The 22,258-nt window shown below is 66.6% G+C and carries 20 protein-coding genes; 15 read left to right on the plus strand and 5 right to left on the minus strand.

The window, feature by feature from the left end:
- Nucleotides 1-17: 17 nt before the first annotated feature.
- Genes PHA8399_RS16670 through mdoH form a run of 3 tightly spaced genes read left to right on the plus strand, consistent with a single transcriptional unit; the run spans nucleotide 18 to nucleotide 4,659 of the window.
- The gene (locus PHA8399_RS16670; RefSeq protein WP_058287222.1) at nucleotides 18-1,280 is read left to right on the plus strand and encodes an OpgC family protein; all 1,263 of its coding nucleotides are present in this window, start codon (nucleotides 18-20) and stop codon (nucleotides 1,278-1,280) included.
- On the plus strand, nucleotides 1,277-2,785 hold the full coding sequence (locus PHA8399_RS16675; protein WP_058287223.1) for an OpgD/OpgG family glucan biosynthesis protein: 1,509 nt from the start codon (nucleotides 1,277-1,279) through the stop codon (nucleotides 2,783-2,785). The genes PHA8399_RS16670 and PHA8399_RS16675 overlap by 4 nt, the downstream gene beginning before the upstream one ends.
- The gene (gene mdoH / locus PHA8399_RS16680; protein WP_058287298.1) at nucleotides 2,782-4,659 is read left to right on the plus strand and encodes a glucans biosynthesis glucosyltransferase MdoH; all 1,878 of its coding nucleotides are present in this window, start codon (nucleotides 2,782-2,784) and stop codon (nucleotides 4,657-4,659) included. The genes PHA8399_RS16675 and mdoH overlap by 4 nt, the downstream gene beginning before the upstream one ends.
- A 408-nt stretch (nucleotides 4,660-5,067) precedes the next feature.
- Here the strand turns inward: mdoH and PHA8399_RS16685 are convergent, their stop codons facing one another.
- Complete coding sequence (locus PHA8399_RS16685) at nucleotides 5,068-5,541, minus strand: rhodanese-like domain-containing protein (protein ID WP_058287224.1); 474 nt, start codon at nucleotides 5,539-5,541, stop codon at nucleotides 5,068-5,070.
- Between the two features lie 282 nt (nucleotides 5,542-5,823).
- On the opposite strand from PHA8399_RS16685, the gene PHA8399_RS16690 reads away from it, so the two are divergent.
- Genes PHA8399_RS16690 through selD form a run of 7 tightly spaced genes read left to right on the plus strand, consistent with a single transcriptional unit; the run spans nucleotide 5,824 to nucleotide 13,958 of the window.
- Entirely contained in the window at nucleotides 5,824-8,685 is a 2,862-nt protein-coding gene (locus PHA8399_RS16690; RefSeq protein WP_058287225.1) for a monovalent cation/H+ antiporter subunit A, read from the plus strand.
- 2 nt (nucleotides 8,686-8,687) lie between these two features.
- Entirely contained in the window at nucleotides 8,688-9,041 is a 354-nt protein-coding gene (locus tag PHA8399_RS16695; RefSeq protein ID WP_027237992.1) for a Na+/H+ antiporter subunit C, read from the plus strand.
- Nucleotides 9,041-10,579 carry a monovalent cation/H+ antiporter subunit D gene (locus PHA8399_RS16700; RefSeq protein WP_058287299.1) on the plus strand — a complete coding sequence of 513 codons (1,539 nt, stop codon included), beginning with the start codon at nucleotides 9,041-9,043 and terminating at the stop codon, nucleotides 10,577-10,579. Before PHA8399_RS16695 ends, PHA8399_RS16700 begins: the two co-directional genes overlap by 1 nt.
- Entirely contained in the window at nucleotides 10,576-11,073 is a 498-nt protein-coding gene (locus PHA8399_RS16705) for a Na+/H+ antiporter subunit E (RefSeq protein WP_058287226.1), read from the plus strand. Before PHA8399_RS16700 ends, PHA8399_RS16705 begins: the two co-directional genes overlap by 4 nt.
- Entirely contained in the window at nucleotides 11,070-11,339 is a 270-nt protein-coding gene (locus PHA8399_RS16710; RefSeq protein WP_058287227.1) for a K+/H+ antiporter subunit F, read from the plus strand. Before PHA8399_RS16705 ends, PHA8399_RS16710 begins: the two co-directional genes overlap by 4 nt.
- A 9-nt stretch (nucleotides 11,340-11,348) precedes the next feature.
- Nucleotides 11,349-11,747 (plus strand): Na+/H+ antiporter subunit G, encoded by a 399-nt coding sequence (locus tag PHA8399_RS16715; protein WP_058287228.1) that lies wholly within the window; start codon nucleotides 11,349-11,351, stop codon nucleotides 11,745-11,747.
- Nucleotides 11,748-11,795: 48 nt separating this feature from the next.
- On the plus strand, nucleotides 11,796-13,958 hold the full coding sequence (gene selD / locus PHA8399_RS16720; protein ID WP_058287229.1) for a selenide, water dikinase SelD: 2,163 nt from the start codon (nucleotides 11,796-11,798) through the stop codon (nucleotides 13,956-13,958).
- A gap of 81 nt (nucleotides 13,959-14,039) precedes the next feature.
- Here selD and mnmH read toward each other — a convergent pair whose 3' ends face one another.
- The gene (gene mnmH, locus PHA8399_RS16725; RefSeq protein ID WP_058287230.1) at nucleotides 14,040-15,092 is read right to left on the minus strand and encodes a tRNA 2-selenouridine(34) synthase MnmH; all 1,053 of its coding nucleotides are present in this window, start codon (nucleotides 15,090-15,092) and stop codon (nucleotides 14,040-14,042) included.
- 163 nt (nucleotides 15,093-15,255) lie between these two features.
- On the opposite strand from mnmH, the gene PHA8399_RS16730 reads away from it, so the two are divergent.
- Entirely contained in the window at nucleotides 15,256-15,747 is a 492-nt protein-coding gene (locus PHA8399_RS16730) for a MarR family winged helix-turn-helix transcriptional regulator (protein WP_058287231.1), read from the plus strand.
- Nucleotides 15,748-15,751: 4 nt separating this feature from the next.
- On the opposite strand, the gene PHA8399_RS16735 is transcribed toward PHA8399_RS16730, so the two are convergent.
- Nucleotides 15,752-16,441, minus strand: coding sequence for an SOS response-associated peptidase (locus PHA8399_RS16735; protein WP_058287232.1), 690 nt, complete (start codon nucleotides 16,439-16,441; stop codon nucleotides 15,752-15,754).
- A gap of 90 nt (nucleotides 16,442-16,531) precedes the next feature.
- Here PHA8399_RS16735 and PHA8399_RS16740 point away from each other — a divergent pair, with 90 nt between their 5' ends.
- Nucleotides 16,532-18,280, plus strand: a complete 1,749-nt coding sequence (locus PHA8399_RS16740; protein WP_058287233.1) for a tetratricopeptide repeat-containing sulfotransferase family protein — start codon at nucleotides 16,532-16,534, stop codon at nucleotides 18,278-18,280.
- Nucleotides 18,281-18,286: 6 nt separating this feature from the next.
- Here PHA8399_RS16740 and PHA8399_RS16745 read toward each other — a convergent pair whose 3' ends face one another.
- Together PHA8399_RS16745 and PHA8399_RS16750 are read right to left on the minus strand one after the other, a co-directional pair.
- Complete coding sequence (locus tag PHA8399_RS16745; protein WP_058287234.1) at nucleotides 18,287-18,595, minus strand: DnaJ family domain-containing protein; 309 nt, start codon at nucleotides 18,593-18,595, stop codon at nucleotides 18,287-18,289.
- Nucleotides 18,596-18,757: 162 nt separating this feature from the next.
- Nucleotides 18,758-20,338, minus strand: a complete 1,581-nt coding sequence (locus PHA8399_RS16750) for a bifunctional metallophosphatase/5'-nucleotidase (protein WP_058287235.1) — start codon at nucleotides 20,336-20,338, stop codon at nucleotides 18,758-18,760.
- A 163-nt stretch (nucleotides 20,339-20,501) separates the two neighbouring features.
- Between PHA8399_RS16750 and PHA8399_RS16755 the strand changes: the two genes are divergently transcribed.
- The 3 genes from PHA8399_RS16755 to arsC are packed head-to-tail and all read left to right on the plus strand — an operon-like array spanning nucleotide 20,502 to nucleotide 22,233.
- Nucleotides 20,502-20,840: a DUF952 domain-containing protein gene (locus PHA8399_RS16755; RefSeq protein ID WP_058287236.1), complete on the plus strand. Its 339-nt coding sequence runs from the start codon at nucleotides 20,502-20,504 to the stop codon at nucleotides 20,838-20,840.
- Nucleotides 20,837-21,895, plus strand: coding sequence for a quinone-dependent dihydroorotate dehydrogenase (locus PHA8399_RS16760; protein WP_058287237.1), 1,059 nt, complete (start codon nucleotides 20,837-20,839; stop codon nucleotides 21,893-21,895). The genes PHA8399_RS16755 and PHA8399_RS16760 overlap by 4 nt, the downstream gene beginning before the upstream one ends.
- Complete coding sequence (gene arsC / locus PHA8399_RS16765; RefSeq protein WP_058287238.1) at nucleotides 21,892-22,233, plus strand: arsenate reductase (glutaredoxin); 342 nt, start codon at nucleotides 21,892-21,894, stop codon at nucleotides 22,231-22,233. Before PHA8399_RS16760 ends, arsC begins: the two co-directional genes overlap by 4 nt.
- Nucleotides 22,234-22,258: the final 25 nt, after the last annotated feature.

Here is a 22,258-nt window from a genome sequence, read left to right on the forward strand (position 1 = left end):
AGGACCAGAAACCTCAGATGTCCAGCGTTGCGCCCTTTCCCGGGCCTCAGAAAGACCCTGCTGCCGCCAACCGTGCAGTGCCCCCGCCGCAACCGGCCCAGCCGCGGCTGCGCGACCCGCGGCTCGACTTCTACCGCGGCATCGCCATGTTCATCATCCTGGTGGCGCATATCCCGGGCAACCGCTGGGCCGGCTGGATCCCGGCGCGGTTCGGCTTTACCGACGCGACCGAGATCTTTGTGTTCTGCTCCGGCATGGCCTCGGCCATCGCCTTTGGCAGTTCCTTCGCCCGCCAGGGCTGGTGGCTGGGCACTGCCCGCGTGATCTTCCGCTGCTGGCAGGTCTACTGGGCCCACATCGGCCTGTTCTTCTTCCTCACCGCCTCCATGGCGGCGCTCGACCTCTATGGCGGCTTCGACAAAAGCTATATCGGCTCCCTGAACCTGCACTGGTTCTTCACCAACACCGTGCAGCAGCTGGTCGGGGTGATGACGCTGACCTATGTGCCGAACTACTTTGACGTGCTGCCAATGTATCTGGGCGTGCTGGTCCTGCTGCCGCTGATGATGGGGCTGGAAAAGGCCGGGGTCTGGGCGGTGATCGCCGCCAGCGTCCTGATCTGGCTCACCGCCAACCCCTACATGATCGGCCTCGGCCCCAATGGCATCTCCTTCCCGGCGGAACCCTGGTCGGACCGTGAGTGGTTCTTCAACCCGCTCGGCTGGCAGCTGCTGTTCTTCACCGGCTTTGCCTTCATGAAGGGCTGGCTGCCCGCGCCGCCGGTCTCAAAGGCGCTGGTGATCCTGGCCGCAGCCTTTGTGATCCTGTCCGCGCCGTTCGGCTCCTGGAAGGTCTTCCTCTGGGTGGAAGCGGCGAACAAGGATCTGGCCGCCCTGATCCGCCCGACCTGGGAAATCACCGCGGAATGGCGCGAAAAGACCGATTTCGGCCTGCTGCGCTATGCCCATTTCCTGTCGCTGGCCTATCTCGGCTGGGTGGCCGCGGGCGCAGGCGGCAAACGGCTCATTGCCTCCGGCCACTCGCTGGCCTCGCGCACCTGGGCGGTATTGCTGAAACTGATCACCAAGGTCGGCCAGCAATCCCTCGCAGTGTTTGTTTTTTCGATGGCGCTGGCCCGTTTCATCGGCTTTGCGCTTGACCAGACCGACCGCGCGGTTATGACCACGGCATTCGCCAACCTGGTTGGCTTTTTCCTAATTATCGTCTGCGCTTACACCGCAGCCTGGTTCAAGTCACAACCTTGGAGAGCCAAGAAATGAGCTCTTTTTCCCGCCGTTCCTTCCTCGCAGCCGCGCTTGGCAGCAGCGCCCTGTCCGCCCTGCCAGTTCTGGCGAGCGAAACCGAACCCTTCAGCCGCGGCGTGGTGGTGGCCAAGGCCCGCGCGCTGGCCGAGGAGGCCTACGCCGAACGCCCGTCGGTGCCGCAGGACTGGCTGGACCAGACTTACGACGACTACAAGGCACGCTGGTTCCGCAGTTCGGACGCGCTGTGGTCCGGCACCGGCCGCAGCTACAATGTCGATTTCTTCCTGCCCGGCCTCTATTTTCCGCGCCCGGTGCAGATCAACACCGTGACCGCAGGCCAGGCGCAGCCTGTGCCATTCGACCTGACGCTGTTCGACAAAACCGACAAGGCGCCCGACCTCACCACCGACGGGCACCTGGGCTATTCCGGCCTGCGCCTGCGCACGGTTCTGGATAACCCCGCCCAGAAGAACGAATTCTGCGTGTTCCAGGGGGCCAGCTATTTCCGCGCCATCGGCATCGGCAACACTTACGGGCTGTCGGCCCGCGGCCTGGCGCTGAAAACCGCAGATCCCGAGGGCGAGGAGTTTCCGGAGTTCATCGAGTTCTGGCTGGAGGCCCCTGCCCCCGGCCAGCGCTCCATGGTGGTCCATGCGCTGATGGACTCGCCCTCCGTCACCGGCGCCTACCGGTTTGTCATTACCCCCGGCAGCAGCACGGTGATGGATGTCGAGGCCACGCTGTTTGCCCGCGAGGAGCTGAACCACGCGGGCCTTGCCCCGCTCACCTCTATGTTCCTGTTCGATGCCACCAACCGCAGCCGCTTTGACGATTTCCGCCCGGCGGTGCATGACAGCGACGGCCTCCTGGTGGTCAACGGCAACGGCGAAACCCTGTGGCGGCCGCTGGCCAACCCCACCCGGCTGCAGGTGTCGTCCTTCCTGGATGAAAACCCCCGCGGTTTCGGCCTGATGCAGCGCGCGCGCAAGCTCTCGGATTTCAACGACCTCGAAGCCTTCTATCACAAGCGCCCCTGCCTGTGGGTCGAACCCCAGGGCGACTGGGGCCCGGGTGCCGTCACCCTGGTGGAAATCCCCGCCGACAAGGAGATCTACGACAACACCGTGGCCTACTGGCGCCCGCGCGAGCCCTACGCCGCCGGCGCGCAGGTCAGCCTCAGCTACCGCCTCACCTGGGGCGAGGAGCCAGAGCTGCCGATGCCGCGGGTGACCGACACCGCCGAGGGCGCGCGGATCTTTGGCGGGCCGGGCCGGATCGTCACCATCGACTTTGAGGCGCACCCGCTGTTCGATGACGGGCCAGAGGCCCTTGACGTGCACATCCACTCTCCCCATGTGGCGACGAGCGAAGGCGTGCTGCAGCGCAACCCGGAAACCGGCGGACTGCGGCTGGCCTTCAACTTCGATCCTGGCGATCAGGATTACATCGAACTTCGCGCCCAGCTCAGGAAAGACGGCAGCCCCGCTTCCGAGGTCTGGCTTTACAGGTGGACCGCATGACTGCACGTGATCTGATGCCTCCGGAACAGCCCCTGGCGATGCCGGAGCAGGACTTCAGCAAGGACTTCCGCGACGCCGCCGCCCCCGGCGATGCCGCGCCGCGCCAGGTGGCGCTGTGGCGGCTGCTGGCCTTTTCGCCCGCAATGGCAGCTACCGGCCTTCTGACCTGGGTGATGCAGGGCTGGTTCGCCGACGGCGGTTTTTCGGTGCTGGAGATGATCCTGCTGGCGCTGATCGCCTTCAACTTCTTCTGGATTGCCTTCACCGTCTCGACCGTGCTGCTGGGCCTCTATGGCCTGTCGCGCCGCGAGCGCACCGCCGCCCGCGGCGCCGCCCGGCCGATGAAGGTGGCGCTCTTGATGCCGGTCTACAACGAGGTGCCCTGGTATGTGCTGGGCAACGCCCAGACCATGCTGCAGGAACTGCACGGCCGCGGCGGCCTGCATGATTACGCGATGTTCATCCTGTCGGACACCCGCGACGACGCGATTGCCGAACAGGAACGCGCCAGCGTCGAGGCGCTGCGCACCATGCTGCCGGAAGGCACCGAGCTCTACTACCGCCGCCGCGCCGACAATGAGGGCCGCAAGGTCGGCAACATCTCCGACTGGGTGCGCCGCTGGGGCGCGGGCTATGAGGCGATGCTGGTGCTGGACGCCGACAGCCTGATGACCGGCCGCGCCATTGCCCGGCTGGCCGACGCGCTGGCCCGCGACCCGAGCGCCGGCCTGATCCAGAGCTATCCGCAGCTCATCGGCGCGCAGTCGGTCTTTGGCCGCATGCAGCAGTTCGCCAACGGCGTCTATGGCCTCGCGCTGGCCGAGGGCCTGGCCCGCTGGGCCGGGCACGAGGGCAACTACTGGGGCCACAACGCCATCATCCGCACCCGCGCCTTTGCCGCCTGCGCGGGCCTGCCGCTCCTGCGCTCGCGCTTCGGCGGCGGCGATAAGCTGATCATGAGCCACGATTTCGTCGAGGCAGGCCTGTTGCGCCGGGCCGGCTGGTCGGTGCGCTTCCTGCCCCGGATCCGCGGATCCTATGAGGAAACTCCCGCCACCCTGATCGACCACATCTTGCGCGACCGCCGCTGGTGCCAGGGCAACCTGCAGCACCTCAACCTGCTGCATGCCAAGGGCTTCCGCGCGATCTCCCGCTTCCACCTGTTCGCGGGCGCCATCGGCTATCTTATGGCACCGGTGTGGTTCGCGCTCCTGGTGCTGTGGGCAGTGATCGGCCGCAGCGAAGAGGCGTCGGTGATCAGCTATTTCAGCGAGGCCAACCCCTTCCGCCCCAACTGGCCCGATATGTCCGAGCCCAAGCACGTGCTGGTGATCATCCTGATCTACGCCATGCTGCTGGCCCCCAAGCTGCTGGCGGCGGCCGCGCTGCCGCTCACTGGCAGCCGGTTCTCGGAATACGGCGGCCCGGTGCATTTCGCGCTGTCCTTCCTGTCTGAGGTGGTGCTGGCGATCCTCTATGCGCCGATCCTGATGGTGCAGCAGATGATCGCGGTGTTCCGCACCGCCCTTGGCCTGCAGCGCGGCTGGGCGCCGCAGGCGCGCGATGGCGGCAGCTATTCCCTGCGCACGCTGGCGGCCTGCCACGCGCTGGAAACCGTCAGCGGCGTCGCGCTCTGGGCAGGCATCCTGACCGGCACCGTGTCGCTGTGGCTGGCCCCGATCGCGCTGTCGCTGGTGCTGGCGGTGCCGTTGTCGGCGCTGTCGGGCGTCAAGACGGTGAACCGCATCCGCCACTGGATGGCCACGCGGGAGGAGTTCACCGAACCCCAGATCACCCGCGCCGCCCGTGCCGCCCGCGCCGAGCTGAAGGCGCTGCTGGACGGCAGCACCGTCCGCGGCACCCCGGCGGAGTAACCCCGCGGCCAAGCGGCTCCCGCGCCTGCAGGATGCCCCGGCTGCACCGGGACACCCTTGGCAGCCTTGGGCCCGGCACCGCGCAGATGCGCGGTGCGGCCTGCGGCCCTCGCCAGGGCGCACCTGGACCCCTCCCTCACAACGACAGACCTGCCGCAGCGCGCCCGCGAGGGCGCGCTGCCCGGCCCAACGCTTTGGCCCGCAAATCCCTGGTTTGCGCGCCAAAGGGGCGGGAGCGCCCCGCATCCCCTAGTGATGACCCGGCGACGTCAGCGCACCGGCGGCGGATCCCCGGCCCAATCCGCCAGCCTGCCCGCTTCGCCCCACCCGGGCACCGCACGGCCGCCGCCGAACAGCACCGCTGCCGCCGCCGTCAAGACGCCAGAGCGTCCGCTTTCAGGGCTGCCGTTATCCTTGCCACCGGGCCACCGGCAGGTTGCCCGCGATCCAGCCCGGCCCCGCGGCAGAGCCCAGCATGCCTTCGGGCACGTCGATCACATTGGTGAAACCTGCCTCTGCCAGCGCCAGCGTCAGCCGCGCCGAGCGCACCCCGCGGGCGCAGATCAGCGCCACCGGCACCGTGCGGTCCGGTCCCGCCACCGCCTGCAGGGCCGCCATGAAATCCCCGCGCCGCATGTCGATCTGATGGCTGCCCACCGGCACCCCGGACGCGCGCCATTCCTGCGGGGTGCGGATATCCACCAGGATGATGCCGCCGTCCCGGGCCGCCGCAAACGCCTCTGCCGCCGTCAGCCGCGGCTGATCATGCGCGGGCGGCTGGCGGCGGTGCCACCAGTAGCCAAAGCCGCCTGCCGCCGCGGCCCCGCCCAGCAGCATCAGCCGCCGCGTCAGGGTTGAATTGTCCGCCTGTGACCCGGCCATGGTGCCTCCGCTGTTCGGTTTGCCGCCGCTGGATTGTGATCCTGCCCCAGATTTAGCAGCTTGGCAGCCTCCAATCACCAGAAATGCCCAGCATAGGCCAGTCAAGTTCTTGTTATTGCGCGCAAGCCGCCCAAATATAGGCGCAACAATCGTACCAAATCTGTCCCGGAACTGCGGCATTCTTACGGTATCCGGGGCGGCGGGGGTGGTTCTGTGCTGAAAAATTGCTTAGCACTGGACTAAAAAAAATAACGACGCGCCAACCCGACAGGAGACCTGCACGTGTCCCTATTCCTGATTGCGGCCCTGCCCTTTCTCGGAGCCGTCTTCCCAGCGCTTTTGATCCGCGCGGGACGCAATGCCGCGGCTTCGGCCGCCGGGCTGACCACGTTCCTCGCCTTCACCGGGCTGATGCTGCACATCCCCGCCATCTTCCGCGGCGAGACGGTCTTTGCCGCCGTGGACTGGCTGCCCGCCCTTGGCCTCAACGCCCATTTCTTCCTCGACGGGCTGGGCTTCCTGTTTGCGGCGATGATCCTTGGCATCGGCCTCCTGATCATCCTCTACGCCCGTTTCTACCTGTCGCGCGAAGACCCGATGGGCCAGTTCTACAGCTACCTGCTGCTGTTCCAGGGCGCGATGGTTGGCATTGTTCTGTCCGACAACATCCTGCTTTTGCTGGTGTTCTGGGAGCTTACTTCGCTCAGCTCCTTCCTGCTGATCGGCTACTGGAAGCACCTGCCCGAAGGCCGCCAGGGCGCCCGCATGGCGCTGGCCGTGACCGGCTCCGGCGGGCTGGCGATGATCGCGGGGATGCTGCTGCTGGGCCATATCGCAGGCTCCTATGACCTCAGCGTGATCCTGCAGAACAAGGAGGCTATTCAGTCCTCGCACCTGTACCTGCCGGCGCTGATCCTGATCCTGATCGGTGCCTTCACCAAATCGGCGCAATTCCCCTTCCACTTCTGGCTGCCGCACGCGATGGCGGCGCCGACGCCGGTGTCGGCCTATCTGCACTCCGCCACCATGGTGAAGGCCGGCCTGTTCCTGATGGCCCGCCTCTGGCCGGTTCTGGCCGGCACGCCGGAATGGTTCTACATCGTTGCCACCACCGGCCTCGTCACCATGCTGCTGGGCGCTGTGATTGCCCTGTTCAAGGACGACCTCAAGGCGCTCTTGGCGTTTTCCACCGTCAGCCACCTGGGCCTGATCACCATGCTCCTGGGGTTCGGCACCAAGTTCGCCGCGGTCGCCGCGGTGTTCCACATCATCAACCACGCCACCTTCAAGGCGGCGCTGTTCATGACCGCGGGCATTGTCGACCACGAGGCCGGCACCCGCGACATCAAGCGTCTGGGCGGGTTGCGCCACCTGATGCCCGTGACCTTCACCATCGGCACGGTGGCGGCGCTGTCGATGGGGGGCATCCCGCCGCTGAACGGCTTCCTGTCCAAGGAGATGATGCTGGAGGAAGCCTCCCATACCCTCTGGAACGGCTCGCATCTGATCGTGCCCGCACTGGTCACCGCAGCGGCGGTGTTTTCGGCCGCCTATTCCTTCCGCTTCATCGCCCATGTCTTCCTTGGCCCCAAGCGCGAGGATTACCCCGGCCACCCGCATGACCCGAACACCGGCATGTGGATCGGCCCGGCCTTCCTGGTGCTGCTGGTGGTGCTGATCGGCCTTGCCTCGGCCAAGATCGCAGGCCCGATGGTGGCCACCGCCGCCAGCGCGGTGATCGGCGGAGAGAAGCTGCCCTATTACTCGCTCAAGCTGTGGCACGGGCTGACCCCGGCGCTGTACATGTCGATTGCCGCGGTGATCGGCGGCGCGGTGCTTCTGGCGCTGCACAAGCCGCTGGCCCGCGTCTGGGACGCGGCCCCGCGGCCCGAGGCCAAGGTGATCTTCGAGGGCCTGATCGGCGCCTTCACCCGCCTCAGCCAGGCAGTGACCGGCGGCCTGCACAACGGCGCCCTCACCCGGTATTCCGCAGTGATGGTCGCCTTTACCGTGGTGATTGCCTACCTGGCCTATCGCGGCGGCACCCTGGGCGCGCCGACGCGCGCCTTGCAACAGCCCGGCCTGCTGCCTGTGACCGGCTGGTTCGCCCTGGTGGTGGCCACGCTGTTCATCGTGGTGAAACACCGCAACCGGCTGCTGTCGCTGGTGCTGATCGGCGTGGTGGGCCTGGTGGTCTCTATGGCGTTCAACTACCTCTCGGCGCCGGACCTGGCGCTGACCCAGATCTCGGTCGAGGTTGTCACCATCATCCTGATGCTGCTGGCGCTGAACTTCATGCCCAAGGAAACCCCGGCCGAAACCCCGGTGCTGACCCGTATGCGCGACGGCGCGATTGCGGTGGTCGCGGGGCTTGGCGCAGGCGGGCTGATCTATGCTCTGCTGATGCGCGACTTCGCCTTCCCGACCATATCGGACTTCCACCTCGCCAATTCCTACAAGGGCGGCGGCGGCACCAATGTGGTGAACGTGATCCTGGTCGATTTCCGCGGTTATGACACCTTTGGCGAGATCATCGTGCTGGGCATCGCCGCCATGGTGATCTTTGCCCTGACCGAGGCGGTGCTGGGCTCCCGCGTGCGAGCCTACCTGTTGAACCGCGAGCCGGACCTGCCGCGGGCAGGCGACAGCCACCCGCTGATGATGGTGGTGGCAACCCGGGTGATGATGCCGCTGGCGCTGATGGTGGCGGCCTATATCTTCTTCCGCGGCCACAACCTGCCGGGCGGCGGCTTCATCGCCGGGCTGGTCGCGGCAATTGCGATCATCATGCAGTACATGGCCTCGGGCTTTGCCTGGGCGACCGAGCGGCAGCGCTATCCCTACCACGCCATCATCGGCTCCGGCGTGCTGATTGCCGCCTCCACCGGCATGGGCGCCTGGTTCAACGGGATGCCGTTCCTGACCAGCGCCTTCGGCTACATCCACTGGCCGCCGCTGGAGGAGTTCGAATGGGCCACTGCCGCGCTCTTTGACCTCGGCGTCTTCCTGGCGGTGGTCGGCGCGGTGCTCTTGGCGCTGGAAAGCCTGTCGCGCTTTGCCTGGCAGCCAGGCATCAGCTCTGAACACGCGATGGACATCAACCCGGCCCGCGAGGACGCGGCCAAGACCGGGACGGAGGGATAAGCATGGAACTTCTCGTCGCCTCGGCCGTGGGCATCCTGACTGCGGCCGGCATCTATCTGATCCTGCGCCGCCGCAGCTTCCCGGTGATCCTGGGCCTGTCGCTGATCACCTATGCGGTGAACGTGTTTCTGTTCGCCTCCGGACGGCTGATGACCGCCGCGCCGCCGATCCTCAACAAATACGAGGAGGTTGCCTATACCGATCCGCTGCCGCAGGCGCTGGTGCTGACCGCCATCGTGATCTCCTTCGGCATGACCGCGGTGGTGGTGATGATCGCGCTGGGGGCCTTCCTGTCCTCGCGCGATGACCGCACCGCCCTGCCCGCTGAGCCGGAAGGCGCAGGAGAGGACGCATGATGCAGCACCTTCTGATCGCGCCGGTGGTGCTGCCTGCCCTGGTCGCGCCGTTCATCATCATGGTGCTGCGCCACCACCTGGACCTGCAGCGGATATTCTCGGTCGCCAGCGCGGTGCTGCTGGCCGGCGTGACCCTGGCCCTGGCCGCCCAGGCGGCGGACGGCACCGTCAAGGTCTATGAACTCGGCGACTGGCCCGCACCCTTTGGCATCGTGCTGGTGCTGGACCGGCTGTCGGGGATGATGATCGTGCTGACCTCGCTGCTGGCGCTGCCGGTGCTGCTTTATGCCATCGGGTCGGGCTGGGACACCCGCGGCAGCAACTTCCACGCGCTGTTCCAGTTCCAGCTGATGGGCATTATGGGCGCCTTCCTGACCGGCGACGCCTTTAACCTGTTCGTCTTCTTCGAGGTGCTGCTGATCGCCTCCTACGGGCTGATGATCCACTCCGGCGGCACCCGACGGTTCCAGGCCGGGGTGCAGTATGTGGTGTTCAACCTCCTGGGCTCGACCCTGTTCCTGTTTGCGCTCGGCACGCTTTATTCGGTGACCGGCACCCTGAACATGGCCGACCTCGCGGTGAAGGTCTCGCAGATCCCGGCCGAAGACACCGCCCTGCTGCGGGCCGGTGCGGTGATGCTGCTCCTGGTCTTTGCCATCAAGGCAGCGCTGCTGCCGCTGCATTTCTGGCTGCCCTCGGCCTATGCCAACGCGCCGATGCCGGTGGCGGCGCTGTTTGCAATCATGACCAAGGTCGGCGCCTATTCGATCCTGCGCATGTATACGCTGGTCTTCGGGCCTGAGGTCGCGGCGACCGCCGGGCTGACCGAAAACTGGCTGCTGCCCGCGGCGCTGCTGACGCTGATTGCCGGCGCAGTGGGCGTGCTGGGATCGAACAAGATCGGCCGCCTGGCCGCCTTCGGCGCCATCGCCTCGATGGGCACGCTGCTGATTGCCGTGTCGCTGTTCACCCAGACCGCCACCGCCGCCGCGCTCTACTACCTGGTGCATTCCACCCTGGCCGCGGCGCTGCTGTTCCTGGTCGCCGATCTGGTGATGGAGCGCCAAGGCGGCTGGATCCTGCCGCAGCTGCCGATGCCGCAGACCGGGCTGATTTCGGCGCTGTTCTTTGCCGCCGCCATCGCGCTGGCGGGGATGCCGCCGCTGTCGGGCTTTCTGGGCAAGCTGCTGGTGCTGGATGCCACCCGCGGCTCCGAGCTTGCCACCTGGATCTGGGCGGTGATCCTGACCGGCTCGCTGATCACCATCATCGGCATGGCGCGCGCAGGCTCGCTGCTGTTCTGGAAAGGCCACGGCCTGCCGCAGCAAAACACCGATACCAGCGCCGAACCGCCGCAGCAGAACCCGGCTGCCCGGCCGGCGCAACTGCCGTTTGTGGCCTGCTTCGGACTGCTGGCGGGGCTGGTGGCGCTCACCGTGTTTGCGGGCCCTGCCACCCGCTATGCCGAGGCCACCGCAGCGCAGCTCTTTCAGCCGCAGGCCTATATCGCTACCGTGCTTGGGGAGGAGGCGAAATGAAACTGCTCAGACGGCTGCTGCCGCACCCCTATCTCACGCTGCTGCTGACCCTCACCTGGCTGCTGCTGGTCAACGGCTGGTCGCTGAACTCGCTGCTCTTTGGCTTTATGCTGGGGGTGCTGATCCCGTTCTTCACCCAGCCCTACTGGCCCAACCGGCCGCGGCTCGGCAAGCCGCTGAAGATTGCGGAATACATCCTTGTCGTGCTGATGGACATCGTGCAGGCCAATATCATCGTCGCCCGCATCGTGCTGTTCAAACCCAACGCCGACCGCCGCCCCAACTGGATCACCATCCCGCTGGACCTGAAAACGCCCGAGGCGATCACCGCCCTGGCCGGCACCATCACCATGACCCCCGGCACCCTGTCGGCGGATATCTCGGACGCAGGCCACGCGCTCTTGGTCCACTGCCTGGACGCGCCCAACCCGGACGCGGTGCGCGACGAGATCAAACAGCGCTATGAGCGCCGGCTGATGGAGATCTTCGAATGATCGAAAACGCTGCCTATTTCGCCTTTGCCTGCTTCGCCCTGGCGATGCTGATGAACCTCTGGAAGATCGTCACCGCCCCGGACATCGCCGACCGTATCCTGGCGCTCGATACCATGTTCATCAACGCCATCGCCCTGATGGTCCTCTACGGCCTCGCGCTGGGGACCGAGATCTTCTTTGAAGCTGCGATGATCATCGCCATGCTCGGCTTTGTCTCCACCGTGGCCTATGCGCGCTTCATCCTGCGCGGCAACATCATCGAGTGAGGGGACAAGATGGCAAGCCTGTTTGAATTCCTTGTTGCCGCGTTTCTGGTCATGGGCGGCGTCTTCGGCATCGTCGGCTCCTACGGGCTGATCAAGCTCAACGATCCGATGTCGCGTCTGCACGCGCCCACCAAGGCCACCACTCTGGGGGTCGGCGGGGTGCTGCTGGCCTCGCTGCTGCATGCGGCGGTGTTCGAGGAACATGTCTCGATCCATGAGCTGATGATCACCCTGTTTCTGTTCCTGACCGCGCCGATCACCGCGAATTTCATTGCCAAGGTGCATATTCACCGGCAAGAAACCCGCGAAACCATGCCCCCGGCGGGCGAGGATGACCATTGGGCCACCCATGACAAGCCGGAGGACGAGGAACGCAGAACCGCAGGCCGCCCGGACGCCGCGCAATAAGCACAGGCCCCAGCCCGAAACAGGCCCGCTGCAAAGACAGGACAGCATATGGACCCCTCCCGATTGCCGCTTACCCGCGATCTGGTACTGGTTGGCGGCGGCCACACCCACGCGCTGGTGCTGCGCAAATGGGGGATGCGCCCCCTGCCCGGCGCCCGGCTGACGGTCATCAACCCCGGCCCCGCCGCGCCCTACTCCGGGATGCTGCCCGGTTTCGTCGCAGGCCATTACGCGCGCGCGGAGCTGGACATCGACCTGGTGCGCCTCGCCCGCTTTGCCGGTGCCCGGGTGGTGCTGGGCGCGGCGGAGCATATCGACACCGCAGCCCAGTTTGTGCATGTGCCGGGACGACCGCCGGTTGCCTATGACGTGGCCTCCATCGACATCGGCATCACCTCCGCCATGCCGGATCTGCCGGGCTTTGCCGAACACGGCATCCCCGCCAAGCCGCTCGGCCGCTTTGCCGCCCGATGGGCCGCCTTCCGCGACGGCAGCGGCCCCGCCCATGCCGCCGTGATCGGCGGCGGGGTTGCCGGCGCGGAGCTGATCCTGGCCATGGCCTTTGCCCTCAAGTCCCGCGGCCGGCTGGCCCAGGCGACGCTGATCGACAGCGACCAGGCCTTGCGCGCGATCGGAGAGACCGCTCGCCAAAAGCTCCTGCGCGCCCTGGTCGAACACGGCGTCCGGCTGGAGGAGAACGCGCCGGTCGAACGGGTCGAGGACGGCTATCTCGTCCTGCAGGACGGGCGCGAGGTGCTGTCGGATTTCACCACCGGCGCCGCCGGCGCCCGCCCCTACGGCTGGCTCGCGGACAGCGGGCTTGACCTGCAGGACGGCTTCATCCGGATCGGCGAAACCCTGCAAAGCTCTGCGCCGAATGTCTTTGCCGCAGGCGACTGCGCCCATATGAACTTTGCCCCGCGCCCCAAGGCCGGCGTCTATGCGGTGCGCCAGGCGCCGGTGCTCTATCACAACCTGCGCAGCACCCTGACCGGCGACCCGCTGCGCAAGTACCGCCCGCAGAAGGACTACCTGAAACTGATCTCCATGGGCGCCAAGGAAGCCCTGGGGGAGCGGTTCGGCACCACGCTGGCCGGTCCCTTGATGTGGAGCTGGAAAGACCGCATCGACCAGGCCTTCATGGAGAAATTCCGCGACCTGCCCGCGATGGATGCGCCGCCCCTGCCCGCCGAGCACACGCTGGGCATGGAGGAAGCGCTGGGCGACAAGCCCCTGTGCGGCGGCTGCGGCGCCAAGGTCGGGCGCGGCGCGCTGCTCGGCACGCTCGCGGGCCTTGGCACGGAGGAGCGCGCGGACATCACGCCGCTGCCCGGCGACGACGCCGCCCTGCTGACCACCGGCGGCGTCAAACAGGTGATCAGCACCGACCATCTGCGCAGCTTCACCAATGATCCGGTGATCATGGCCCGCATCGCCGCCGTGCACGCGCTGGGGGACATCTGGGCAATGGGCGCTGAGCCTCAGGCGGCCACGGCCAACCTGATCCTGCCGCGGATGTCGCCCGCGCTGCAAAGCCGCACCCTGCAGGAAATCATGGCCACCGCCACGGAAGTCATGCACGCGGCCGGCGCCGCCATCATCGGCGGCCACACCTCGCTGGGCGATGAGCTGACCGTGGGCTTTACCGTCACCGGCCTCTGCCCCCGCCCCGCCATCACCCTCGCCGGCGCCAAACCGGGCGATGCGCTCCTTCTGACCAAGCCCCTCGGCTCCGGCGTGCTGATGGCCGCCGAAATGGCGGGGGAAGCCAGCGGCGGCTGGGTGGCCGCCGCGCTGGAACAGATGAGCCAGCCGCAGGACGAGGCCGCGCGCATCCTGCAGGACACCCATGCAATGACCGACGTAACCGGATTTGGCCTGCTCGGCCATCTGCTCGGCATCTGCGAGGCATCCCGAACGGGCGCGGAGGTGTTCACCGCCCAGGTGCCCCTGATGCAAGGCGCCGCGGACCTGGCAGACAGCGGCATCCGCTCCTCGCTGCTGGCCGCCAACCAGGCGGCGCTGCCGGAGCTGGAAACCACCGGCTGGCAGGATCTGCTGTTTGACCCGCAAACCGCGGGCGGGCTCTTGGCAGCGGTGGCCGCAGATCAGGCCGATGACCTGCTTACGCAGCTGCGCGCCGCCGGATACCCGGCCGCCCTCATCGGGAAGATCACAGAAGGGGCCGGTGCCATCACTCTCAGCGCATGACCCGCTGCGCGCCAGCGCAGCGCCACGCCCAACGGGCGCGGGGCCTCGCAGAGGCCCCGGCGGCGGGCGGGAGAACTTCTGTCAAAGCCCAGACATGACCTCAGCCACCTGCGCGGCAGCCGCATTCAGCCCCGTATCATCCAGCGCATTCGCTTCCACCGTCGCCGCGACCTCCGCCCCGATCGCGGTCCGGGATTTGCGGTAGGCGGGATCGTAATGCTCCACCATCAGCGCTTCGGTCAGGCCAGCCTTGTCCCCGGCCTCGATGCTGGCGAACCAGCCATCCACCACCGCGCCGGAGCGGTGGGCGCGCAGCGGCCCCAGCTTCTCGCGCAGCCGGTCCGCGTCCGACAGGATGTCGTCGTAGGCCTCAACCAGATAGCGGCAGCGCGCCGCCACCGGCACCTGCAGTTCGATCCTGGGGGCCTGCTTCATCGCGTCCCAGACCGCCGGCGGAATAATCCGCTGGCCGATCTTGCTCGACTCCGCCTCCACCAACACCGGCCGGGCCGGGTCCAGTTTCATCAGCGCGCCTGCCAAGGCGGATTCAAAGCCTTTCTGCGAGGGCTGCGGCGTCGGCATGTCTCCCAAGAGCGAGCCGCGGTGATTGGCCAGCCCCTCCAGATCCAGCACCTGCACGCCCAGTTGTCCTGCGCGTTTCAGCACCTCGGTCTTGGCCGATCCGGTATAGCCGTCCAGCGCCACCAAACGGTGCGGCAGCGCGGTCTGATAATGCGCCGCATTCACCAGCCGGCGGTAGCTCTGATAGCCGCCCTGCACCACCTCGGCGCGCCAGCCGATCTGCTGCAGCATCCAGGTGAACGAGCCCGACCGCTGGCCGCCGCGCCAGCAATAGACCAGCGGCTTCCAGCTGCCCTCGTGGTGGCTCAGGCTTTGCTCGATGTGGTTTGCGGCATTGCGGAACACCAGCGCCGCCCCCAGCTTGCGCGCCTTGAACGGGCTCTCTTGCACATAGATGGTGCCGACCTCTGCCCGTTCCTCGTTGTCCAGAACCGGCAGATTGATCGCGCCCGGCACGTGGTCCTCGGCATATTCCGCCGGGCTGCGCACGTCGATCACCGTGTCGAACCCGTGGGCATAGAACTCTTGCAGGGATGTGAATGTCAGCGCCATGGCCCATGCCTACCGCGCCCCATGCGCAAGGAAAAGCCGCAAACGGCCGGCCTGCGGCAATAATACTTGCGCGCACTGCGCACAGGGCAGTAAGGCAAAACGGAGCGAACAGACCGGCCCGGGCAGAAGCCCCGCGGCGCCACAGCGGCAAGGACCAGGACCGATGGACACCGACCCTTTGGACATACACGCGCTGCCCGGCCACCTGATCCGGCGGCTGCACCAGATCTCCGTGGCCCAGTTCATGGAACGGATGGCGGCGGAAGGCGCCGACCTGACACCGGTGCAGTTTTCCGCCCTGGCCGCCATCTGCCGCCACCCCGGCATCGACCAGGCCTCTGTCGCGGGCCTCATCGCCTATGACCGCGCCACCTTGGGCAAGGTGGTGGACCGGCTGGTCGACAAGGGGCTGGTGGCGCGCCGGATCTCGGCTGCCGACCGCCGCGCCCGCGAGGTCAGCCTGACCCGCGACGGCGAGGCGCTGCTGAAGCGGATCCTGCCGGTGGTCCGGGCCGCGCAGCCCGCGATTTTCACCGGCCTCACCGCGGCGGAGCAGGAAACCTTCGTGGCCCTGCTGCGCAAGGCAACTCTTGCCGCCAATGAGCTGAGCCGGGCGCCGCAGCGCGACCTGCCCAGCAGCCAGGCCGCCGAATAAACGCTCAGATCAGGCGGCCGCGCGGGGTATCGCCCGCCTCAAACGGCTCGATCAGCTCCGGCCCCTCAGCCCGGTTTGAGTTCACCGCCGGATCAACCCGGTGATAGCCCAGCACGCCCTCCGCCCCCGGCTGCATCAGCGCCGCGGCGCCGTGGCCCGCCTCGCCCAGCCATTTGCCCCAGTCTTCCGGCTCCAGGATCAGCGGCATCCGGTGGTGGATCGCCGACAGCCCCTGATTGGCGGCGGTGGTGACAATCGCGCAGGTCTTGACCGGATCGTCCGTGCCCCAGCTCTGCCAGACGGCGGCAAAGGCAATCGGCGCGCCGTCGCTGCGGTAGATGTACCGGGGCAGCCGGGCGCCGTCCTCTGCCTTGGTCCATTCGTAAAAGCCGCTGGCCGGGATCAGGCAGCGCCGTTCGCGGGCTGCGGCGGCAAAGGCAGGCTTTTGCGCAATCGTCTCTGCCCGCGCGTTGATCAGCAGCGGCCCGGTGGTTTGCGTCTTGTACCAATGCGGCAGGAAGCCCCAGCGCATGGCAACCAGCTGCCGCCCGCCCTCGCCCGCCTGCACCGCATGCACCGGATTGGTCGGGCAGACGTTGAAGTCCGGAACCTTCGGCAGATTGTTGGCAGGCTGCGCCGCAAACAGCTGCGCCATTGCATCACTGGGCAGGGTTATGGCAAATCGTCCGCACATGCTGATTTCTAACCCAGGCTGCGGCGCATTTGCAAAGCCTCCCGCCGCCCCGGATTTTCAGCCGCCCTGACAGGATGATAGATAGGCCTCATGACTCTCCAGAACGATCTCCAGTCCGCCTTGGGTTTTCTCAATCAGGGCAAGTTCAAACAGGCGCTGAAGCAGTCCAAGGGCGGCATGAAACGGCACAAGAACCACCCGGATTTTCCTAATATCGCCGGCATCTCCCTGTCGGGCCTGGGCAAGCACCGCGATGCCGTGCCCTATTTCAAAAAGGCGCTGGCGCTGGCCCCCGGCTTTCACGACGCCCGCAAGAACCTGGCGCAGACGCTTTTGTTCCTGCAGCAGGGCGAACCGGCAATGAAGCTGCTGGAGCGGGTGCTGAAAGACCAGCCCGGCGATCAGGCGGCACTCTATCTGCAGGCGCAGGCGCATCTGGTGATGAACGACGCGGAGGCCGCGATTGAGACCGCAACCGCCGCGCTGGCCCGCGACCCGCGCCAGCCGCGGATGCTGCGGCTGCGCGCCACCGCCTGGAACACGCTGGGCGATGAAAAGGCGGCGCTGGCGGATTATCAGGCCGCGCTCAAGGTGAACCCCAACGACGCCGACGCGCTGCAGAACGCCAGCCTGCTGCTGGCCCGGCTGATGCGCCAGGACGAGGCCACCGAGGCCGCGCAAAGGGCCGTCGCCGTGGCCCCCCAGAACGTGGAGGCGCGCCGGCGCCTGGCCAGCCAGCTGATTTCCAACGGCGCAACCGCCGCCGCGCGCGAACACTGCCTGGCATTGCTGGAACTGGACCCCAAGGACACCCAGGTGCTGGAGATGCTGGCCCGCATCAGCAGCCGCGAGCAGAACGCGGAGCTGCTGCCCATCGCGCAGAAGGCACTGAAATCCGCCGCGCCCCGCTCGCTCGACCGCGCCAACGCCAGTTTCGCCCTCGCACGTATTGCCGATCAGGCCGGCGACAAGGAGGCCTTCGCCGCCCATAATGACGAGGCGAACGCCTGCATGGCCGCCCAGACGCCCTATGACTACGAGGAAAGCGAGCGCCAGTTCAGCCGCATCATGGCCGCCTTCCCGGAGGCGGTCACCCCGGTGGACACCGCGCCCCAAGGCCCCCGCCCGATCTATGTGGTGGGGATGCCGCGTTCCGGCACCACCTTGACCGAAACCGTGATCGGCCTGCACCCCGATGTGTTCCCGCTGGGCGAACGCGGCGTGCCGGCCTTCCTGCTGCATCCCTATCTGGACAAGGATCAGGACTTCACGCCAGAGGCCGCCCGCAATTTCGTCGCGGAGGACATCAGCCGCCTGCCCGAAATGCCCGAAGGCACGGCGGCCTATGTCGACAAGATGCCCGACAATTACCGCCTCTTGGGCCACCTTCTGACCGCTTACCCGGATGCACGCTTTGTTCATCTTTGCCGCGACCCGCGCGATGTGGCGCTGTCGATCTGGCGCGGCTATTTCTCCGGCAGCTCGCTCACCTATGCCTATGATTTGAAGGCGATGGCGCACCGCTTCAACCTCTATGGCCGCCTGATGCAGCACTGGCGGCAGGTGATGCCCGGCCGGATCTATGACCTGCGCTACGAAGACTTCGTGTCCGATATCGAGGGCGAAAGCCACAAGCTCGCGGACTTCTGCGGGCTGGAGTGGGTCGAGGACATGGCCCACCCGGAACGGCACGAGGGCCAGGTTCTGACTCTGTCGAACACGCAAGTCAGGCAGACGGCGCACACCCGCTCGATCGGCAAATGGGAGAAATACGCCGACCTTCTGACGCCCTTCATCGACGGGCTGGACCCGGAAATATGGCCGGAAATCAAAGGGTAACGGGGCCTACTTGGTATAGGCCTTGCGCGCGATCTCGATCCGCGCATCCATCATCGACATCTCTTTCAGGATCTCCTGCCGGCGGCTGCGGTCGCCGGCCTCGCGCAGTTCTTCCCGCAGGCGCTGCAGCTCACGCGACAGGCTGACGAACTCCGGCACCCCGCCGCTCTCACGCACCAGCCGGTTGACCAGCGCATTCTCCGGGTCGTCGCATTGCGGCAGCGGCTTGCCCGCGCCCTGCAGATTATCAAAGGCGCCGTCCTTCTCGGCGGCTTCGATCCGGGCATTGATGAGGTCGATCAGCGGGTGGTCCATGGCCGTATTCTGCCACGCGTTCTGACCGTGCGAAAGCCCCCGCCAGCCCGTTAACGAAGGGCCGGCGAAGGTTAAATATGCATAAAATTAATGCGGCAGCCCTCCTGCCCGAATGTTTCGCGCGCGAAACATTGGGTCCGGTCCGGACCTATGCGCCGCGGCCTATTTCACCTGCGCAATCCGCCCGTCGGTGTAGGGCGTATAGGGGCCTTGGGCGGCCAAGTATTCCGCCAGCACATCCGCCAGGTCCGGGCCGAAGTCATAGGCGTTCTTGTCGTCGCCTTCGAACATCGCATAACCGTCGCCGCCGTTGCGGACGTAGTCGTTGGTCACCACCACATAGGTCTTGGCCGGATCAATCGGAACAAACCCGTCGCCCTCCGCCACCATCACTTCCTTGACCCGGCCCGCGTTCGGCGCGGCAGAGCTGTCCCAGCTGAATTTCAGACCCGCCACCTGCGGGAAGCGGCCCTTGACGTCCTCCACCTGGCTGACTCCGTTCTCCAGCGCCTCGACCAGCGTTTTGCCGTCAATCTCAAAGGTCGACAGCGTGTTCTGGAACGGCAGGATGGTCAGCACCTCGCCCATGGTGACTTCGCCCGCATCCAGGCTGGCGCGAATCCCGCCGGAGTTGGCGATGGCAATGGTCACGCCCTGATCCTTGACCCGGTCGAGCATGGCATCGGCCACCAGATTGCCCATCTGGCACTCCTGCACGCGGCAGACATCGCGGCTGCCTTCGATGGGTTCAGCCGCTTCAGCAACAACCTTGTTGCGGATCTCGTCCAGCGGCTGCGCCAGTTCCGCGATCCGGTCCAGCGTGGCCGCATCTTCACTGACGGCGGCATCCATGATCAGCGGCTCGCCGTCCGCGCGGATCACATTGCCCGCGTCGTCAAACGTCACGGTGAGTTCGCCCAGGAACTTGCCATAGGCATAGGCCTGCACGATCTGCACCCCGTTCACCACGGTGGGATACGGTCCAACAGCCTTGTCCGAGGTGTTGGACAGATAGGTGTTCGAATGCCCGCCCACGATCACATCCACCCCTGTGGTCTCCGCCGCCACCCGCTGGTCCACGCCATAGCCGGAGTGGCTGAGGACCACGATCTTGTTCACCTCGTCGGCAGTCAGCCGGTCCACCTCCGCCTGCACCGCCGCCACGGGGTCGGAGAACTGCACGTTCTTGCCGGGGCTTGCCAGCTCATGCGTGTCCTCCGGTGTCAGGCCGATCAGGCCGATCTTCTCGCCGCCGCGCTCGATCACGGTGGATTTCTTCAGCACATCCGCCAGCGCCGGTTCCGCGGACACATCCGCGTTGGACATCAGCACCGGAAACCCCACCGCATCCATGAACCCGCGCAGCACCTCCGGCCCGTCGTCGAATTCATGGTTGCCGACGGTCATCCCGTCATAGCCCAGCTTGGTCATGAACTCCGCCGCGGCCTTGCCCTTGTAGTAGGTATAGAACAACGAGCCCTGGAACTGGTCGCCGCCATCCACCAGGATCGCGTTTTCCGCCCGCGCCCGCGCGTCCGCGATGGCAGTCACCAGCCGCGCGGTGCCGCCGAAACACTTTCCTTCCGCCTGATCCTCGGCATCGCAGGTGCTGTCGTATTTGTTGATCGGCTCAAACCGCGAATGAAAGTCGTTGGTGTGCAGGATGGTCAGCCTGTACTCGGCCGCCGCTGCACCGGCGGTCAGGGCCAGGGCTGCAACCGAAGTGAGAATGCGTGCAATCATGAGGAGCGCTCCCGTTGTTCTGTTTTAGAGAGAGCCTGCGCCCAAAGCCCGCGCCGGTCAAAGGGGAAAAGCCGGCCTGCCGCCTCCCCTTGCGTCAGCGTGACCAGCCGCCCCGCCTCCAATCCCCCTTGATTCCGCTGCAATCGCAGGGCATCAGGCGCTCATGCTGATTTACAAGATTTTCCGGGCGGACGAATGGGCCGCGCTGCAGGCCGAGGGCGAAACGCCCGGCGCGCCGATTGATGTTGCGGACGGCTACGTCCATTTCTCCACCGCCACCCAGGCGGCGGAAACCGCGGCCAAGCACTTTGCCGGCGCCGAGGGGCTGACCCTCTTGGCCTGCGATGCGGATGCGATGGGCGGCGATTTGAAATGGGAAGTGTCCCGCGGCGGCGGCGAGTTCCCGCATCTTTACCGCAATATCCGCATGTCGGACGTGGTCTGGGCCAAGCCGCTGCCGCTGGCGGAAAGAGTGCATCAGTTCCCCGAGGAGATGGCATGAAGCTGACGGAGAAGCTGGCCCTGGCGGCAATGCACCGGATTGATCCAGAGGCCGCGCACGGGCTGTCAATCAAGGCGCTGACCACGGGGCTGGCCCCGGCCCCCGGCCCAGTCACCTCATCCCGGCTCAGGACCACGCTGGCGGGGATTGAGCTGCCGAACCCGGTGGGCCTCGCCGCAGGCTATGACAAGAACGCCGAGGCGCTGGCGCCGCTGGCGAAGTCCGGCTTCGGCTTCATCGAGGTTGGCGCCGCCACCCCGCGCCCGCAGCCCGGCAACCCCAAGCCGCGCCTGTTCCGCCTGACCGAAGACAAGGCGGCGATCAACCGTTTCGGCTTCAACAACGAGGGCATGGAGGCGATTGGCATGCGCCTGTCGCAGCGGCCGCGCGATGCCGTCATCGGCTTGAACCTCGGCGCCAACAAGGACAGTGCCGACCGCGCCGCGGATTTTGCCAAGGTGCTGGCCCACTGCGGCGCGCATCTGGATTTCGCCACCGTCAACGTGTCCTCCCCCAACACCGAGAAACTGCGCGACCTGCAGGGCAAGGCGGCCTTGTCCGCGCTGCTGGCAGGCGTCATTGAAACCCGCGACAGCCTCAGCCGCCGGGTGCCGGTTTTCCTGAAAATTGCCCCGGATCTGGACCGCGCAGGCATCGAGGACATCGCCGCCGTCGCGATGGAAAGCGGCATCGACGCGGTGATTGCCACCAACACCACCCTCTCGCGGGACGGTTTGCAAAGCGCGCATAAGGACGAGGCCGGCGGCCTGTCCGGCGCGCCGCTGTTTGAAAAATCCACCCGGGTTCTGGCGCAGTTGTCGGACCTGCTGGACGGCACCGTGCCGCTGGTCGGTGTCGGCGGCATCAGCACCGCGGAGCAGGCCTATGCCAAGATCTGCGCCGGGGCCAGCGCCGTGCAGTTCTACACTGCCATGGTCTATGGCGGGTTGTCGCTGGCCGGTGACATTGCCCGCGGTCTGGATGAATTGCTGGCACGCGACGGGTTTGACAATGTGGCGCAAGCGGTTGGAACAAAACGGAAGGACTGGCTGTGATCACCTACTGGCATAACCCCCGCTGTTCGAAATCCCGCGCAGGCCTGGCGCTGCTGGAAGAACGCGGCGCTGACGTGCAGGTGCGGCTCTACCTGCAGGATGCGCCTTCGGTCGCGGAGATCAAGGCGGTGCAGGCGGCGCTTGGCGTTTCTGCGGTTCAGATGATGCGGACGGGCGAGAAGGTCTTCAAGGACCTGGGCTTGAGCAAGGGCAGCGCCGAGGAAGACCTGCTGGCGGCGATGGCTGCGCATCCGGTCTTGATCGAGCGGCCGATTGCGATCAAGGACGGCAAGGCTGTGATCGGGCGGCCCACCGAGGCGATTGAAACGCTGCTGTAACCGTTTCCCGGCGCGGGAAACGGCC

Origin of the sequence: Leisingera aquaemixtae, assembly GCF_001458395.1 — a bacterium.
GTDB lineage: Bacteria > Pseudomonadota > Alphaproteobacteria > Rhodobacterales > Rhodobacteraceae > Leisingera > Leisingera aquaemixtae.

Bases quoted from the DNA above. Each gene is read 5' to 3' on its own strand.
- PHA8399_RS16750 (WP_058287235.1), bottom strand. From the start codon at position 20,338: ATGATTGCACGCATTCTCACTTCGGTTGCAGCCCTGGCCCTGACCGCC.
- PHA8399_RS16730 (WP_058287231.1), top strand. From the start codon at position 15,256: ATGGACACCGACCCTTTGGACATACACGCGCTGCCCGGCCACCTGATC.
- mdoH (WP_058287298.1), top strand. From the start codon at position 2,782: ATGACTGCACGTGATCTGATGCCTCCGGAACAGCCCCTGGCGATGCCG.
- mnmH (WP_058287230.1), bottom strand. From the start codon at position 15,092: ATGGCGCTGACATTCACATCCCTGCAAGAGTTCTATGCCCACGGGTTC.
- PHA8399_RS16700 (WP_058287299.1), top strand. From the start codon at position 9,041: ATGCAGCACCTTCTGATCGCGCCGGTGGTGCTGCCTGCCCTGGTCGCG.
- PHA8399_RS16740 (WP_058287233.1), top strand. From the start codon at position 16,532: ATGACTCTCCAGAACGATCTCCAGTCCGCCTTGGGTTTTCTCAATCAG.
- PHA8399_RS16745 (WP_058287234.1), bottom strand. From the start codon at position 18,595: ATGGACCACCCGCTGATCGACCTCATCAATGCCCGGATCGAAGCCGCC.
- PHA8399_RS16695 (WP_027237992.1), top strand. From the start codon at position 8,688: ATGGAACTTCTCGTCGCCTCGGCCGTGGGCATCCTGACTGCGGCCGGC.
- PHA8399_RS16705 (WP_058287226.1), top strand. From the start codon at position 10,576: ATGAAACTGCTCAGACGGCTGCTGCCGCACCCCTATCTCACGCTGCTG.
- PHA8399_RS16685 (WP_058287224.1), bottom strand. From the start codon at position 5,541: ATGGCCGGGTCACAGGCGGACAATTCAACCCTGACGCGGCGGCTGATG.
- selD (WP_058287229.1), top strand. From the start codon at position 11,796: ATGGACCCCTCCCGATTGCCGCTTACCCGCGATCTGGTACTGGTTGGC.
- PHA8399_RS16715 (WP_058287228.1), top strand. From the start codon at position 11,349: ATGGCAAGCCTGTTTGAATTCCTTGTTGCCGCGTTTCTGGTCATGGGC.
- PHA8399_RS16670 (WP_058287222.1), top strand. From the start codon at position 18: ATGTCCAGCGTTGCGCCCTTTCCCGGGCCTCAGAAAGACCCTGCTGCC.
- PHA8399_RS16760 (WP_058287237.1), top strand. From the start codon at position 20,837: ATGAAGCTGACGGAGAAGCTGGCCCTGGCGGCAATGCACCGGATTGAT.
- PHA8399_RS16755 (WP_058287236.1), top strand. From the start codon at position 20,502: ATGCTGATTTACAAGATTTTCCGGGCGGACGAATGGGCCGCGCTGCAG.
- PHA8399_RS16710 (WP_058287227.1), top strand. From the start codon at position 11,070: ATGATCGAAAACGCTGCCTATTTCGCCTTTGCCTGCTTCGCCCTGGCG.
- PHA8399_RS16675 (WP_058287223.1), top strand. From the start codon at position 1,277: ATGAGCTCTTTTTCCCGCCGTTCCTTCCTCGCAGCCGCGCTTGGCAGC.
- PHA8399_RS16735 (WP_058287232.1), bottom strand. From the start codon at position 16,441: ATGTGCGGACGATTTGCCATAACCCTGCCCAGTGATGCAATGGCGCAG.